The 16,105-nt window shown below is 57.1% G+C and carries 11 protein-coding genes and 1 pseudogene; 1 reads left to right on the forward strand and 11 read right to left on the reverse strand.

Annotated features, from left to right (window positions below):
* Positions 1 to 14: 14 nt before the first annotated feature.
* Entirely contained in the window at positions 15 to 2,324 is a 2,310-nt protein-coding gene (locus HY788_06375) for a response regulator (GenBank protein MBI4773795.1), read from the reverse strand.
* Between the two features lie 354 nt (positions 2,325 to 2,678).
* On the opposite strand from HY788_06375, the gene HY788_06380 reads away from it, so the two are divergent.
* The gene (locus HY788_06380; GenBank protein MBI4773796.1) at positions 2,679 to 2,930 is read left to right on the forward strand and encodes a hypothetical protein; all 252 of its coding nucleotides are present in this window, start codon (positions 2,679 to 2,681) and stop codon (positions 2,928 to 2,930) included.
* Between the two features lie 211 nt (positions 2,931 to 3,141).
* Here HY788_06380 and HY788_06385 read toward each other — a convergent pair whose 3' ends face one another.
* The 10 genes and pseudogenes from HY788_06385 to HY788_06430 all read right to left on the reverse strand — a co-directional run bounded on the left by HY788_06385 (position 3,142) and on the right by HY788_06430 (position 15,776).
* On the reverse strand, positions 3,142 to 4,590 hold the full coding sequence (locus tag HY788_06385; protein ID MBI4773797.1) for a 4-hydroxyphenylacetate 3-hydroxylase family protein: 1,449 nt from the start codon (positions 4,588 to 4,590) through the stop codon (positions 3,142 to 3,144).
* 53 nt (positions 4,591 to 4,643) lie between these two features.
* A complete protein-coding gene (locus HY788_06390) occupies positions 4,644 to 5,411 on the reverse strand; it encodes an N-acyl homoserine lactonase family protein (GenBank protein ID MBI4773798.1) in 768 nt (255 codons plus the stop codon).
* Between the two features lie 102 nt (positions 5,412 to 5,513).
* On the reverse strand, positions 5,514 to 6,701 hold the full coding sequence (locus HY788_06395) for a CoA transferase (protein MBI4773799.1): 1,188 nt from the start codon (positions 6,699 to 6,701) through the stop codon (positions 5,514 to 5,516).
* A gap of 133 nt (positions 6,702 to 6,834) precedes the next feature.
* Positions 6,835 to 8,400: an acyl-CoA carboxylase subunit beta gene (locus HY788_06400; protein MBI4773800.1), complete on the reverse strand. Its 1,566-nt coding sequence runs from the start codon at positions 8,398 to 8,400 to the stop codon at positions 6,835 to 6,837.
* A 75-nt stretch (positions 8,401 to 8,475) separates the two neighbouring features.
* Complete coding sequence (locus HY788_06405; GenBank protein ID MBI4773801.1) at positions 8,476 to 9,117, reverse strand: 4Fe-4S binding protein; 642 nt, start codon at positions 9,115 to 9,117, stop codon at positions 8,476 to 8,478.
* A gap of 15 nt (positions 9,118 to 9,132) precedes the next feature.
* Entirely contained in the window at positions 9,133 to 10,011 is an 879-nt protein-coding gene (locus HY788_06410; GenBank protein MBI4773802.1) for a 4Fe-4S binding protein, read from the reverse strand.
* A gap of 5 nt (positions 10,012 to 10,016) precedes the next feature.
* A complete protein-coding gene (locus HY788_06415) occupies positions 10,017 to 10,940 on the reverse strand; it encodes a CoB--CoM heterodisulfide reductase iron-sulfur subunit B family protein (GenBank protein MBI4773803.1) in 924 nt (307 codons plus the stop codon).
* A gap of 6 nt (positions 10,941 to 10,946) precedes the next feature.
* Positions 10,947 to 11,486 (reverse strand): 4Fe-4S dicluster domain-containing protein, encoded by a 540-nt coding sequence (locus tag HY788_06420; protein MBI4773804.1) that lies wholly within the window; start codon positions 11,484 to 11,486, stop codon positions 10,947 to 10,949.
* Between the two features lie 504 nt (positions 11,487 to 11,990).
* Positions 11,991 to 13,940: pseudogene (locus HY788_06425) on the reverse strand (CoB--CoM heterodisulfide reductase iron-sulfur subunit A family protein).
* 72 nt (positions 13,941 to 14,012) lie between these two features.
* Positions 14,013 to 15,776, reverse strand: a complete 1,764-nt coding sequence (locus HY788_06430) for a hypothetical protein (protein MBI4773805.1) — start codon at positions 15,774 to 15,776, stop codon at positions 14,013 to 14,015.
* Positions 15,777 to 16,105 lie beyond the last annotated feature (329 nt).

The raw sequence follows: 16,105 nt of genomic DNA on the forward strand, positions 1-16,105 counted from the left end.
GTAGCGTGTGGGCTTCATCTCAAGGGCACGACGGAAAGAATTTCTTTGAGTTTCCTCGACAGTTGAGAAATTGTCAAAGGCTTCTGCAGAAAACCTTCAGCCCCTGCGTTCAGGATCTCACGCGCCGGCCCGTCAACCGAATAGCCGCTGCAAACGATTACTTTCAGATTTGGGCGCGCTTCGACAAGCAGCAGATACAGCGCCTTACCCCCCATGTCCGGCAATACGACATCCAGAATAGCAAGATCAATTTCTCTATCAAACGTTTTGGCGATTTCTAAAGCCTCTTTGCCTGTCTTTGCTCTCAACACGCGATAGCCCATAGCCTCCAGCATTTCCGAGGTTACGTTCATAACCATTTCTTCGTCTTCAATAACCAGAATGGTCCCACCCAGTTCCGGAGTATCGGGCTTTTCGTTTTCTTCCTCGACCGCATGAGGTTCAAGGGCGGGGAAGTAAAGCCTGACTATGGTGCCTTTTCCCATTTCAGATGCAACCGTGATCCAACCTCCGTGGTTCTTCACAATGCCATATACGGCCGCCATACCCAGACCTCGACCGGTGGACTTGGTTGTGAAGAAAGGTTCGAAGATCCGCTGCTTTGTAACTTCATCCATTCCTTTTCCGTTATCCTCGATGCTCACGCATACGTAACGTCCGGGTACCACCTGAAAACCGTTTATCCGATCCTGGCTGATGGCTTCGTTTGCGCACGAGATCCGAATTCTACCCTTCCCTTCAAGCGCTTCAGATGCGTTGTTCAATATGGCGGACAGCACCATTTGCAGCTGAGTCACGTCTGCTTCGACACTCCGCACATCGGGCGGCAGCTTTGTCTCCACCTCCATTGAATCCTTGAGCGAATCCAGAAGTACGGGCAGCGTGTCTCGAATGAAGTCACTCATTACTACCTCTTTGACCCGATATTTTCCTCCCCGGGCGTAAGCCAGAAGCTGTTCGGTAAGCTGGGTCATGCTTCGGGCGGATTCCCTCATTGATTTAAAATACCTCGCTACTTTGTCCCGATCCTCATAGTTTATGCTTGCCAGATCCAAGTAGCCGGTTATGGCAGATATTTTATTGTTGAACTGGTGAGCTATTCCACCCGCCAAGGTAGCAATGGCGTCCACTCTCTTGACGGCATTGAGTCTGTATTGAAGTGTTTGCTTCTCCTCCTCCACCAGTTTCCGATAAGTAATATCTTTTGCAAGTACAACGATTCCACTGGGGGTTGGATAGACATTTACATCAAGAAAATAGCGTGTGGACTTAATCTCGATTTCAGACTCCGAACTGTTCGCCTCACCGGTACTTAAAACGTTGATACATAGTTGTTCAATCATTGACCCCTTGATGCCTGCAAACAGTTCATAGAAAGAGGTTCCGATAGCCTCGGCCGCAGGAATCCCGGTAAGATTCTCGGAAGACTTATTCCAGAAAACGCAGTTCAGCCCACGATCCAATGCGAAAAAGACATCCGTGATTCCGTCGGAAAGCTGCCTATAACGCTCCTCGCTCTCCCGCAGCGCCTCTTCGGCGCGCCTGCGCACAGATATTTCATCATTCAGCTGCTTATTCGCATTTCTAAGGTCGCTGGTTCTTTCTATAACTCGCTTTTCCATCGCTTGCTGGGCGATGAGCAATTCTTTCTCAACGTACTGCAAATGGTTTGTCTTCTCTTCAAGCTCGATATTCTTTTTGCGTAGATCCCGCTCACTTCTTTTCAAGAGACGCCCGGTATACGCCGAGACAAAAGCCGCCACCTGAAGATAACAGATCACCGTGATTACTATGGCGGCCTGATTCAGTCCGGGCAGGGGCATACTTTGGAGGGGGTCCTGACTGGGAAGGAATCCGAAATGCTCCAATGCCACCGAGCCGGCCAGGGCAATTCCACAAAACGAAGCTACGATAAACGGTAATCTCCAAGGGCCGATTGCACCCAAATACGCTGTGAGGACAGCGTACAGGGGTGTCAAGTACAAGGCCCTGATGCCTCCCAGGAAGTAGATGACAGCCGTGTACCCGATGACATCCAATAGATTGACGAAAAGAGAGAAACCATCCGCAAGCCGTCGATTCGAAATGCGCCTCAACAACCACAAAACGGGCGGATTGATCAGGATGAGGTAAACGACGGTAGCACTGATACCGAAGAAGTTGTTCGGTCCGATAAGATGCAACCCGTAAGCCGTCAAGGCGAACAGCCACATGAATAAACTTGCGCCCGATCGGAGCCAGGCTCCTTGATAATGATACTTGTAAAGCCGCCGCAAGTACTCGGGTTCAGACATTTTGGGATTCGGGTTTTGGACGCGCATCATCCGTCTTCCTGTGTTCTCCGTTCGCCGACAACAAGTGATCGTTTTACGTTGCCACCTTCAAGCTAGTATCGTCAACTCAGTTCTTGGCTTGAGTGAAATTCCTATTACACGTAACGGTTTACATATCATCATTGAAAATGGATAATGCATCCGTTGTTTGGAATCATGGTTTTCCAAGGCGCCGCGCCGATCGCAGAGACTGAAATCACCTATCAACCCTGAAGCCCGGCCGGTCCTGAGAACGGGCAGGTGGAAGGTCTTCTGAATTCCCTGGGATATGGGGTTCCGCGGAGCCTTCTGACAGGCAACCGGGCCGAGCGGCGACGGTAAAGCAGTCTGAACGAAAGGAGTAACATGGCTAAGTGGACAGTAGAACAGCGAAAATTGGATGCATCCAAAGGAATTTGGACAAAGAACGGCACATGGGAAGTCGAGGCTCAAGAGCCTGACGAAGCCCTGAAATACGTATTTGTCAATTACCTGGACTTGACCGACGAATTTGACCGGTTCATACGACAAGCGAGCAAGGAGCTTTTCGGGCTGACTCTGACCGTTGAAAACAAATCGTGGTTGGTGAAGCCCGCCGGCGCCGGGGTACCCGGCTGATAACGCGCAGAATTGGCTTAGGTATCTGTGTTACCGGCCCTCGAACCGAAGGTGGAAAAACACCTTTCCCCGTACCCGCAAACCGCCCCTGTCCCGGAGACAGGGGCGGTTTCGTTCGTGCAACCTACCTATTCAGAAGCGGCCGAAGCGGATACGGACGAGTCGTCCGACGAGAGCCGCCGGCATTGAGCCGTTTTTCCCCGAATGAGTCCTATTCCGTAATGCCGCAGAGTCTTTTCGCCGCTTTGATCTTTTCCTGCATATCCACTCGTCTCGCGATCATGACCCGCTGGGCCTGAGGAGAACCTGCTCCATGCATGGACTCGGTCAGGTATCCAACAGCGGCGGCGCCTAGAGTCAAATTTTCGATGAGCCGGAGCACGTGCATCCGGTCCTTCATGGAAACATTAGGATCGGCCTGCAGGTATTTGGTCACCAGATGGCCCACTTCCGGCGAGTTCAAATCCTGTTCCGATGGACAGGTGACCATGAGTCCGCCCGCGAGATCCTGCGCCAGTCTTGAAATCTCGTAGGGAAACCTCGTCACGTTCTGTTTGTGCACATTGGCCAGCAGCGTGTCCACCGAATACGTTCCGCTGGGTTCCTGGTATCCTTCCGAAGCGCAGGCGATGCAGCCGCAATAGAGTGTTTCATTGAGATGATTCATCTCGATGAGCTTGTCCTTTACATGGCTGGCCCCGGCCACTCCATTATATTCGGCCACCAACTGGGCCGCGCCGATTAGAACGTCTCCGACTCCGACTTTGCATGCGTAACTCTGGCGATGGTAGCCGGCAAAACTCTCCACCAGCTGCACTGCCATCTCATGCTCTTTGTACATGAACACTCTGTCCCAGGGGACAAACACATCTTCGAAGACAACCAGTGCTTCATGTCCCCCGTAAAGGACATTTCCCCGGTCCATGCAGCCGCCTTCCAGTTTTCGGGTATCACAGGATTGGCGACCCACAATATAGGTGATTCCTTTTGTATCGCTGGGCAATGCGAAACTCACGGCATAGTCCCTGTCTTCCTCTCGCATGGCCAGGGTCGGCATCACGATGATTTCGTGAGAGTTGACCGCTCCGGTCTGATGCGCCTTGGCTCCCCGGACGATGATGCCGTCGGATTGCTCTTCCACCACGTGAACGAAATGATCCGGGTCGGGCTGCTTGTGAGGAGGGGTCCCTCTGTGCCCCTTTGGATCCGTCATGGCCCCGTCGCAGATCAGGTCTCTTTCCTGAACATGGCGGAGGTAATCCAGAAAGCGATCGTAGTACGTGGTCCCGTGCTTCCGGTCCGTATTGTAGGTAACAATGGAAAGGGCGTTCAGGGCATCCATACCCACGCATCTCTGAAAGCAGCAACCCGTCAGTCTGCCCAGCAAACGCCCCATCTTGCTCTTCTTGACAAGATCGTCCACGCTCTGGTGTATATGAGTAAAACGATTGATCTTTTCACCCGTGAGGTGGGATCGAGCCGTCATGAGGTTTTCGTATTCCGGTTGATGAGCCAACTCATACGTGACGGCAACTGCGTTCATGGAAGGACGGATGATGGGATCATCCACCACGTTCTCAAGCTTTTTCCCGAACATGTAGACCTTCAGGTTCAGAGCTCGCAAGCTCTCTTCGTATTGTTCAGCCGTCATCAAAGCCATGGTATAAGCCTCCTTAGTTCGTTTGCGGGCCTGCTACGGCCGGGTTTCGCCCCCTACAGAGCCTCGGGACTCTTGTTTAGCGCCTCGTAAGCCGCCATATCGTGGGAAGGAATGATGTCGGCATCGAGCAAGCGAGCCAGATGTTCCAGGCGATAGAGGCTTTCCACACACTGCTTGGCGCTATAAGCATTGCTGAGCGGTATCTTCCGTTCCAGATTCTCCACAAGGGGCATGGCGTCACCGGGAAAAATGCAGAATCTTCCATCCGCCGTCTTCACCAAAACCGACTGGTGTCCGGGTGTGTGTCCCGGAGTCCTGATGACCGAAACATCGGATGTTACAAACCCGTCTCCCTCCAGAAGCTGAAAGTCCAGAGGGTGCTTGAAGTGATTGGCCATGTACGGCGCCGAAATGAACGGATCCGGGTTGAAGGCAAACCGATACTCTTCCTTTTGTACAATAATGGGGCAGTGCTTGAAAAAGCGCAAGGCGCCGGTATGATCCCAGTGCATGTGCGTCAGAATCACCATCCTGATGTCCGAGACCGATAAACCCAACGCCTTCAACCTGAGACGAACATCGTCCTCCTGCGTCAAGTGCGGTTTGATGATCTTGGCTCGCGGCCCCCAGGTCTTTTCCGGCTCAGTGAGACCGTCTGTGTTCAGACCTGCGTCAATGAGGATCGGCCCTTCAGTATCCATGAGAAGAATGGTATACACCGGGGCCTTGATCACTCGGCCCATGTCCGTGTTGGAGAGGAAAATGGATCGGTCGATGTCCAGAAAACCGCTCGGAAGAATGAATATCTTTTCCACAGCCATATTCGCGTCTCCTTTTAATGCCTCGGGGCTGCTTTACAGCTCTTCCTAAGGTTGTCCGAGCGTCTGTTACGACGAAAACTTTTTTTCCACGGAGGGCTTTTTTTAGATTACCTTTTCCACCCTCAGACTATCAATCTCTTCCGGTGACAAACCGAGCCATTCCTCGAGGAATTCGGCTGTATGCTCGCCCAGGTCCGGCGACGCCTTTTCGATCCGACAGGGAGTACGCGAGAATTTCATCGGCGTACCCACCACGTTCACTTTCCCGAGGCGGCTATGGTCCACGGCTAATATCATTTCCCTCTCAAGGACGTGCGGATCCGAGACAGCCTGCTGAATATTGTTCACCGGACTCACCACAATCCCTTGCTGCTCGAGCAGATTCAGCCATTCGTCCCGGGTCTTCTGCTTGAAGATCTCTACGAGCAGAGGTTCCAGCTCGGCGTGATGCTCCGTCCTATTCGCCGACGTGTTAAACCGTTCGTCTTCGATCCATTCTTCCCGTCCGATCACGCGACACAGATTTCTCCACTCCTCATCCCGAAACGTGATGACGACCATGTCATCGGTCTTCGTTGGAAAGACTTGGAAAGGTGTAACAATAGGATGCCGGCTCCCAAGTGGACGAGGGACCTCCCCGGTAGCGAAGTAGCGCGCGCAGGCATTCTCGCACAGAGCCACCTGACAGTCTAGCATGGCCACGTCCACCTGTTGGCCCAGTCCGGTTTTTTCGCGCTCGTACAAGGCAGCCATGGCAGCGGTCACAGCATAGAGGGCCGCTCCGATATCTCCAATGGAATAGCCTACGCGAACGGGCGGCCTGTCGGCTTCCCCCGTGATACTCACCGTGCCGCCCATGCCTTGGGCGATCATATCAAAGGCCGGTTTCTGAGCATAGGGGCCGTACTGCCCAAAGCCTGAAATGGAAACATAGACCAAGCCGGGGTTCAGCTCTTTGAGCGAATCATAGTCAAGCCCCATCTTTTTCATGACGCCCGGACGAAAGTTCTCCACCAGGATATCGATTGTACCAATCAGCTTCAGGAGCAATTTCTGAGCCTTATCGTGACGCATGTTCAAGCCAACGCTCTTTTTGCCTCTGTTGACACTGAGGAAATAGGAACTGACGTCTTTGATGAAGGGACCATTGTTTCGGGCCATATCACCCTTCTCCCGGTCCTCGATCTTAAAGACCTCGGCGCCAAGATCCGCCATTAACATGGCCGCGTACGGTCCTGCCAAGACGCGTCCAAAACTCAACACTTTCACGCCCGTAAGCGGTCCCGCCATTTCGAACTCCTCAACTGATTAGTGCGCTGCCGTGCATTCTTCCGGTTAACCGGATCGCTGTTCGATTCCGGTCAGCACTGTTTTGAAATACTTTCTCCAAACGATTCGGAGTAGGACTTTCCACGAAAGCCGGCTAAAGCGGTATATTACCGTGCTTTCGCCATATCGCGCCTTCCGGTTTCTTGTCCTTGAAGACCCCCAACGCCCAGATCAGCCATCGTCTCGTGTCCTTGGGATGGATCACCCCATCTATGTATTGCTTGGATGCTGAGTAATAAGGCGACAATATGGTCTCTTTATACTCGACGATTTTCTCTTGCCGGACCTTCTCCTGGTCGTCGGCCTCCGCGATTTCTTTTCTGTAAAGGATCGGTACGGCCGCTTGGGAACCGAGCATGGCAAATTCGGCCGTGGGCCAGGCCAGAAGGATGTCCGCCCCCGTCTCGTGGCAGCACATGGCCGGTATGGCGCCGCCGTAGTATTTTCTCAAAACAATGGTGATTTTGGGTACGGTGGCCTCGGAAAACGAATAGAGCATCTTTGCCCCGTGTCTGATGATGCCCCGCCGCTCCTGATCGGAACCCGGAAGGTAGCCGGGCACGTCAGCCAGCACGATCAGCGGGATATTAAAGCAGTCACAAAACCGGATGAACCGCGCCGCCTTGTCCGCGGCATCGATGTCGATGGTGCCCCCCAGGTACTTGGGCTGATTGGCCACCACGCCTGCGACCTTGCCGCTCAGCCGGCCGAATCCCACGATCATGCTCTTCGCAAAAGAGGCGTGGACCTCCAAGAAAGTGTCCATGTCCATGAGTTCGCGAATCACACGACCCATATCGTAGGTCTTCCGCGGTTCGGCGGGAACGATCTCCGTCAGAATATCGTTGGTTCGTTCCGGATCGTCTTCCAACTCTTTTGCGGGAGGTACCTCACGGTTGTTCTGGGGCAGATAGGACAGCAGTCTCCGGATCAACTCGCAACATTCAAGGTCGTTTTCGGCTGCAAAGTGAGCCACTCCGGATTTACCTGTGTGAACCGCATACCCGCCTAAACCTTCGAAGGAAATTTCTTCGCCCGTGACTTCTTTGATGACCGCCGGGCCGGTAATAAACATTTGCGCCGTTCCCTTGACCTGGACGATAAAGTCCATGATAGCGGGTGAATAAACCCCTCCACCGGTGCAGGCGCCCATGATGGCTGCAATCTGCGGCACAACGCCCGAGCATTGGGTATTTTCGAAAAACATCTGCCCATAGCCGGACTCATTTTGCATGCCGTCCTGGATACGGCCCCCCGCCGACTCGTACAGCCCGATGACCGGCGCCCCCGCCCTGCGGGCCATACGCAACATCAGGTTGATTTTTTCTCCATGGGCCCGTCCGGCCGAGCCGCCGAAAACCGTTACATCCTGGGAGTATACGAAGACGTTTCGGCCGTTGATCTTCGCCATACCCGTAACCACACCGTCTCCCAGGATCTTCTTGTCCTGCATGTCGAATTCAAAGGTCTGGGTTTCGGCCAGCATATTGATCTCTCTGAAGGTGCCGGGATCCACCAGGGCGTCGATCCGTTCCCGGCAGAGAAGCTTTCCCTTGGCTTTCTGGGCCTCCTGTTTTTCAGGGCCGCCGCCCAGTTTCGCCTTGTTCTCCTTGGCCTCGAGTTCGGCCAACAGCTCATCCCATGGTTTCCAGGGCTCCATCCTAATCTCCTTCCGCTCAACTCGGTTAGCACCTCAGAATCTGTATTACCGCCGGCAGATAACCCGAGCCGCTCATCAAAAAAGGACTTTGCTGCGTCGATTGATGCGAATGGCCTGCAGGGGGCAATTGGTGGCGCAATGCTCGCATACCTGGCACTTGGCCGGTTCCGTGGGAACCAGCCAGCCGTCGATCACCTTTAGAATCTGGGACGAGCAGGTCGTGACGCATTGTCCGCAGTTGTTGCATCCAAGGCTGATATTGATCTGCCGTTTGGCGACCTTTCTCGGTATGGGGAGCGCGGTGGTAACCTTGAGAGCCCCCGTGGGACAGAACGTCACGCAGGCCGGTTCATCCCGATCCGGGCACAAGTCGCACACCACCGCCGGCTCCTCTTCCGAGATCAACACAATGGCCCCGTAAGGGCAGGCTTCCACGCACCGGCCGCACTGATTGCACTGTTCCTTCGGCACCTGAATGGCCCGGGTTGCGGGGTCCCGGGAGAGCCCGCGCTGCGGGCACGCCATCACACACGCCGGATCCCCCTCGCAACTCACGCAGGTGTAGGCCTTGGCCATCCCTTTGCCCGCCTCGAGAACCTTGATTCGCGATACCCGCGGGTCGAAGACACCCGCTTTTACCGCCGAACAGGCCATCTCGCACAGGCGGCAGCCGTTACACAGGTTCCGGTCGCATTGCAGCATCGTTTTTTCAGGCATGACGGCTCCTTACGGTCAATCGATGCGGGTTCGAAACGCCCGTTCTCTCTTTCGGGCGGCGTTTTCCCGGATCAAGCGAATCCTCGCGGCGGCGGAAACGAGCTTGCCCTGGTAGTCCGCCCACAATTCGGAAGAAAGCGGCAGACCCCGAATCCGTTCCCGCCTCACCTCGAGGGCCTCGGTTGCGGGACAGACGACGGCGCAGGCCCGGCAGTAGATGCAGTGTGCTTCTTCCAGTCGTACCCGATCATCCTGCACATAAAGGGCCCCGGTGGGGCATACCTCCGTGCAGGCCCTGCAGGACGGGAGACAGTGTTCCGGCCTGAACGAAACCACGCCGGACCTCGCACTCCGGACCGCAATCAGATCGAAGGGACAGGCGGGCTCGCATTTTCCGCAATAGAGGCACTGTTCCCGGTCGATCCTCACTTCGGCGATGCGCTCTTTGTCCTCGCCGGTCTCGGTCTCGACCTCGATGGCGTCAACCGGGCACGAGGACTCGCAAGCCAGCCCGCACTCGATCCGGCAGTCCTCCGCCCGGACTTCGATGGCTTCGTCCAAAGCCGGAAGGATGGCTTTAGTAATAACATTGGGAACCGTCCGTTCGTTTTCACGCCAAGCAATCGCCTTAGCCGGGCAAACGACGGCGCATGCGCCGCAGAACGTGCACTCCTCCGGATCCACGTCCACGATCACACGCTTCCGGACGGTCCCGTTGTCCACCACCGGCTCCGTCGAAGACACCGCCTCCGCGGGGCAGAGGTTTTCACAGTCCCCGCAGCCGCAACATTTCCGACGATCCAGATAGAGCTCCTGCTCGAGGCCGATCATCCGGCGGTGCAGAAGCAGGTTCCCGTCAACGGTTTTAGACTTTTTGGTTTTCCCTAGCCTCATGAACCTCACTCCCTGGACGGGGAAACATCCACATCCCGATCCTCTTCCAGTCCCAACAACTCCCGGACCAGCGGTTCTACATCCACCAGGTGAAGACCTAGCCCCAGGCTGTCCGACGATTCGCCAAAGGCCAGCCCGATGAGTTCGGTCAGATAGAACACGGGAAGAGACAGTTTCGTGTCGAATTCCTGTTCGATCAGCCGCTGGTTCCTGTCGAGCTGCACCATGCACGAAGGACACACCAGCACCACTGCCTGGGCCCCGGATTCTTTCATGATTTTCAGTTTCTCGAATCCCATGCGCAGAGACAGATCGCGATCCACGCCCATGACCGTAAAGCCGCAACAGAGCATCTTTCGGGGGTAGTCCAGGACTTCCGCACCCAGGGCCCAAACCAATTCCTCGAGTTTGGTCGGGTTGTCCGGGTCATCGAATTCGTGAATCCGTGACGGGCGAACAAGGTGGCAGCCCGGGTGAAAGACGACCTTCAGCCCCTTCAGGGACCGGACGACCCGCTCTTCCAGCTTCGCCGGACCGACCTTCTCGTACAGGAACCGGGCGAAATGCTCCGCCCGGGACCCGGAGGGCAGTTTCAGTCCCAGACGATCGAGGTGCTCTCCAATCTTCCGCCGGAGCATGGGGCTCTCGTCCAGCGCATGCTCGGCCTCACGGAACGTGCTGTAACAGCCCGAGCAGAGCGTCATCATCGGTTTGCCGGCGATGGCGAGATTGCGCGCCGCCAGCATCAGCCAGGCTTCGTGATCCAGATCCCGGAAATAGACCGGATTCGGACAGCAAGAGGCTCCTTCCACTTCCGAGAGCCCCACACCCAGTCTATTCAGGACGAGCCGAGCCGACTTCTCGACATGCGGGAGCCGGGCCCGGATCAGGCATCCCGGGAAAAAACGATATTCGTTGTTTTCGGTCAAGGTTCTCTACTCCGCCGGGTTTCCTTCGGTTTCGGGGTCCGCTTCCCGGACCTCCTCTTCCCTTCTCTTGAAGGTCTCCATCTTCGCCGTCCAGCAAAGGATCGAAGCCAGGGCCGCGAGGTCTTCCGCACCGATGCCGGGAGCCGGCTCGGGGAGACCCAGATTGCTTCGCTTCTTCAGCATCCGCTTGATCGGTTCCTCGCTCCAGCCCCGAGTCATGATCTGGTCCGCCATTTTCACATCGTTCTCGGGCGCATACCCCCTTCTCGCCGAGGCGTTCTTCACGTGCATGATAATCTCGGACACCTCGATCTGCTGGGGACAACGCTCGAGGCAGGTCAGGCAATGCGAACACAGCCATAGGCCGGGGTTCTTCACCAGTTCCTCCAGGCGCCCCCGGACGATCATCTCGATGAATCGCCGTGGATTGAAGTCCCACCGGAACCTGCCCACCGGACAGCCGCCCGTGCAGGCGCCGCACTGGTAACAGGCCCGCGCCCTCACGGGCAAGTCGAATGCCTTTAACTCTTCTATCAGGTTTTCCACGAATGTCCTCTATTCCAAATGCGAAAGGATCAGATCCGGAACGTGGGCCAGGCGTTTATCGAGTTCCGGCAAGGCCGCTTCGTTTTCTTTCCGGATGCGGTCTTTTCCCAGGTCCTTTAGGGTCCGGTGCATCTCGGTGATCACCCGAGCGTACTTCTCCCCCTCGGCCGCGGAGATCCATTCCACGCGGAACCGCTCCGGGGAAATGCCCAGTTTTTCCAGGCGGCCGGGCACGGCGGTCATCCGTTTCTCGGCGTAGTGCTGGCCGGTCAAATAGTGGCAGTCCTGGGGATGGCACCCCGACACCAGCACCATGCCCGCTCCCCGCCGAAAGGCCTCGAGCACGAAATCCCGCTTGATCCTACCGGCGCACATCACCCGGATGCCCCGGGAAGAAGCCGGGTACTGCAGGTGATTGACTCCCGCGTTATCCGCCCCGGGATAACTGCACCACCAGCACATGAACGACAGGATCTTGTCCTCGGGGTTCTTCCTTAGATGAGACTGGATCTGAGCGTGGATCTGAAGATCATGGAAATGAGCCTGAGTGATGGCTCCCGTCGGGCATTCGGCCACGCAGGTCCCGCACCCCATGCATTTGGCCGGGTGGACCACGGCGGCTTCGCCGGCCTCCACGCTGATGGCGCCGAACGGGCAACGCGTCGCGCAAACACCGCACTTCTTCGCCACGTTTCGGCAGAGGGTTGCGTCGGCCCGGGCCACGATGGGTTCGATCACCAGGCTCTCCTTCATGAGCACTCGGGAGGCGCGAGCCGCGGCGGCGCTGCCTTGGGCCACGCTATAGGGAATATCCTTGGACCCGCACGAGGCCCCGGCGAAAAACACCCCTTCCGTGGGAGCGTCCACGGGCCTCAGTTTTGGATGATATTCCCGGAAAAATCCCGTCTCGTCACGGCTTGCGGACATGATGGAGCTCAGCTTGTCCGTGCCCGCGGAAGGCACCGCTCCGGTCGCCAGAACCACGAGGTCGGTCTCCCATTCCACGGGTCGGCCCTGGTCCCGATCCTCTGCATAGACTATAAGATGTTTACCCCGGCTCGGAGGCGCCACTTCGGACGGTTTTCCCTGGATGAAGATCACTCCCGCCCTCCGGGCCCGCGCGAAGAATTCCTCGTACCCTTTGTAGGGAGTCCGAATGTCCAGGTAGAAGATCGCCACTTCCACGTCCGGATACTTCTCCCGGATATGGATGGCCGTCTTCAGGCTGGCCATGCAGCAGTAACCCGAGCAGTAGGCGTTGTACTTCTTGTCTCTCGAGCCCGCGCACTGAATGAAACCGACGCGGTCCGGTTTCTTGAAATCCGAAGGCCGTATAAGACTCCCCTTGGTCGGGCCGCCCGGATCCAGCAAACGCTCGAGATCCATACCCGTGATTACATCGTCGTGGCGGCCGTAACCGTACTCCGAAAGGGCCGACGGATCGAACACGTCGAAGCCGGTGGATAAAATGACGGCGCCCGCCTCGATCACTTCTTCCCGGACCGCCTGGGAGAAATCTACGGACCGGCGATCGCAGACATCCACGCACTTATAGCAGTGAATGCAGGATTTTGGATCCACGACGAAGGTGCTCGGAACGGCCTGGGCAAAGGGCTGATAGATGGCGTGTCGATAGCTCAGGCCGAAATCGAACTCGTTGGGTACATTGATCGGGCACACCTCGAGACAATCCCGGCAGGCGTTGCAGGTCTCCCGGACGTACCTCGGCTTGTGTTCGACGGTCACGCGGAAATTGCCCACGTAGCCTTCGCACTTCTTGACTTCGCAATAGGTCATCAACTCGATGTTGGGGTGACGCGCCGCGTCCACCATCTTGGGGGCCAATATTCAAATGGGGCAGTCCATGGTCGGGAACGTCTTGCAGAGCTGGGCCATCCGGCCCCCGATGCTCGGTTCCCGTTCCACCAGGATGGTTTGCACCCCTGCTTCCGCCAGATCCAGAGCCGCCTCGATGCCGGCAATGCAGCCTCCCACCACCAAGGCCCGCTTGGTCACCGGGACCCGGATGTACTCGAGAGGCTCGAGCAGCCCGGCCCGCACCACGGCCGTGGCCAGCATATCCTTGGCCTTCTCCTGGGCGGCGGCGGGTTCGTGGGTATGAACCCAGGTCACATGCTCGCGAACATTGATCATTTCCATAAGAAAGGGATTCAGCCCCGCCTGGATCACGCATCTCCGGAACGTCTCCTCATGAAGCTTGGGCGAACAGCCGGCCACCACCACGCGATCGAGTTCGTTTTCCCTGATGATGTTCACGATCTCCTGCTGTCCCGGATCGGAACAGGTGTAGAGGTTGGCCGCCACCTTCACCACTCCCGGCAGCCTCGAGGCGTACTCGCTCAGTTCCGTCATGTCCAGCACTCCCGCGATGTTGGCGCCGCAATGACACAGAAACACACCGATTCTGAGACCTTTTCCATCATTCAGGCTCATGTTCTCTCACCTTCATTACCTTGACATCTCCAATTTATACTATACGGCCGCTCTCCGGAAAGGGTCGTCCGCTCATCGTCTTCCTTCCGGCGGCATGCCCTCCGAAGTCCATCCGCGCGCCGTGAAATAGGTTTCCATGCGGTTCTTCCAATGCGTTCGATCGAGAACCGCATAGGTCTCCCCGTTTCCCGCCAGGTCCTCCGAAAAAAAACGCTCGGCCAAGGTAAGCCCGGAGGGCCTCGATCCTTCCCTCCAATCAAACGACTTGATTCCTTCGACGCACCGTCGGCCCCAACCCGGCAAACACTCGTCCGACGCCGCGTCGCCGATCACGAGTCGGCACATGGCGGCCAGCTTTTCCAGAGGATCCGGCTGGGCGGCAAACACCCGGGGACAAACGCCCACGGTTTCGAGCAGGGCCCAGCGGTCTTCCAGCCGGATCATCTCCGACGCCCATTCCTCGTCTTTTAACGTTCGTTCGGGACCGGCGTCCACCGTAGTCGGATCCACGGCGGGGCCGAGATAGGAGAGAGGCCGGAAGGCCCTCCTGGGGTCCGCGTACGAAAGCTCCTGGCCCCCAAAATGCACGGCGAACTTCAACGCCTCGGGCCCCAGTTTCTTGGCCGCACTAAATACCCCCATGCCCAGCAGGTCACCAAGCTCGGATCCGGAAATCAGTTCCGCGGGCAGGGACGCGAGCCACGGACCCCCGCCGAATCCCGCCTCGGCGCCAAGATCCACTCCCAGATCGATCCCGTTTTCCAGGCACTCGGCCGCCCAGGCCGCCACGATACCCATGGAGACGGGGTCCAGCCCCATATCGCGGCAAATCCCGAGCGTTTTGAGGGTTTCCTCTGTTTCCTTGATATCCAACAGGGGACCCAGGGCCCACAGGTGTTCGGGGAACAACGGCAGATCGACCGCTTCCCCGGACTTCCCGTAATCTTCTTCCGGAAAAAACAGGTTCCCACAAGACAGAGGGCATCCAATACAGGCCCTCTTCTTGACAGCAAGGCCCTCCACGGCATCAAACCAGCTCTCCTCGAAGCCGGCGTTCCGGAAGTTGTGACTCGGTAAGGCGTTGACCTGGTTCAGGTTTCTCAAAGCCAAGGGAGTCCCCATGTTCACGGCCGGATGATCGCCGGCCTCGCTCAGGGAACGGATCAAGGGAGCCGCAGCCTTAAGAAACGCTTCCGGTTGCTCGATTCTTACCGGTCTGTCCGGGCGGATCACCAGAGCCTTCAAATTTTTCGAACCGAATACGGCTCCAAGGCCGCCCCGGACTCCCCGTTCCGGGGAGCCGTCGCTCACCGAGGCGAACCGTACCCCCGCCTCGCCGGCCGGTCCCACACCGAGGACGGCGATGTCCTCACCCCACGTACGCCGAAGCGCTTCCCTCGTCCGTACCAGAGACATGCCCAAAAACGGCTTGGCCGGACGGAAGTACACACGGCCCTCGTCCAACAACACATAGCACCCGTCTCGAGCGCGGCCCCGAAGCACCACGGCCGACCATTCGGATCGGCACAGGGACCAGGCAAACTCGCCGCCCATGGTTCCCCCGGCCCAACATCCCGTCAGAGGGGACTTGGCCGCAACGGCGAACCGGGTCGATCCGGGATACGGCAGGCCCGCCAGAAGCCCCGCAGCGAATACGATAACACTTTCCGGCGCCAGTGGATCGGTCCCCGAGGGCAGGTGATCGGTTAACAAACGGGTGGCCAGCGCGGCCCCGGAAGGACATTCCAACAACACCCCGGTCGGGATCTCCAGGGTTTCGGATCGCTCCCGATCCAGATCGATCCGTAAGACTTTCTTCGGCTCGGACGGAGTCATAATTCAATCGGTTCCATGATGAACGGTTGACGGCATATCGATAAACCGACGGCTTCGCGCACGCTCGAAGCTCCTGAGTGCGCTCTCGGCGTCTCATTCGTGTTCAAGGTCTGACGGCCGGTGCATTTCGAGCGCCCAAACGCCCCTGCGTCACCACATCACTCGGCGCCCTCGACGCACGGACCCCCCCGCAGAGCCGAATGAAAAGCGCCGGCGCGCTTTCCATTCGGCCTGTTAGACCTGGCTGCCGCCCGGTTCGGCCGGGTGGCAGCTAGTTAAGACGGCAGTGAAAATGGTGCAAGAAACGGTGACTACCACGGATTCGTTCT

It is taken from the genome of Deltaproteobacteria bacterium, assembly GCA_016208165.1.
Taxonomy (GTDB): domain Bacteria; phylum Desulfobacterota; class Desulfarculia; order JACQYL01; family JACQYL01; genus JACQYL01.

Coding starts and splice junctions, on each gene's coding strand:
- HY788_06380 (MBI4773796.1), top strand. CDS start 2,679: ATGGCTAAGTGGACAGTAGAACAGCGAAAATTGGATGCATCCAAAGGA.
- HY788_06375 (MBI4773795.1), bottom strand. CDS start 2,324: ATGATGCGCGTCCAAAACCCGAATCCCAAAATGTCTGAACCCGAGTAC.
- HY788_06390 (MBI4773798.1), bottom strand. CDS start 5,411: ATGGCTGTGGAAAAGATATTCATTCTTCCGAGCGGTTTTCTGGACATC.
- HY788_06385 (MBI4773797.1), bottom strand. CDS start 4,590: ATGGCTTTGATGACGGCTGAACAATACGAAGAGAGCTTGCGAGCTCTG.
- HY788_06410 (MBI4773802.1), bottom strand. CDS start 10,011: ATGAGGCTAGGGAAAACCAAAAAGTCTAAAACCGTTGACGGGAACCTG.
- HY788_06395 (MBI4773799.1), bottom strand. CDS start 6,701: ATGGCGGGACCGCTTACGGGCGTGAAAGTGTTGAGTTTTGGACGCGTC.
- HY788_06400 (MBI4773800.1), bottom strand. CDS start 8,400: ATGGAGCCCTGGAAACCATGGGATGAGCTGTTGGCCGAACTCGAGGCC.
- HY788_06405 (MBI4773801.1), bottom strand. CDS start 9,117: ATGCCTGAAAAAACGATGCTGCAATGCGACCGGAACCTGTGTAACGGC.
- HY788_06430 (MBI4773805.1), bottom strand. CDS start 15,776: ATGACTCCGTCCGAGCCGAAGAAAGTCTTACGGATCGATCTGGATCGG.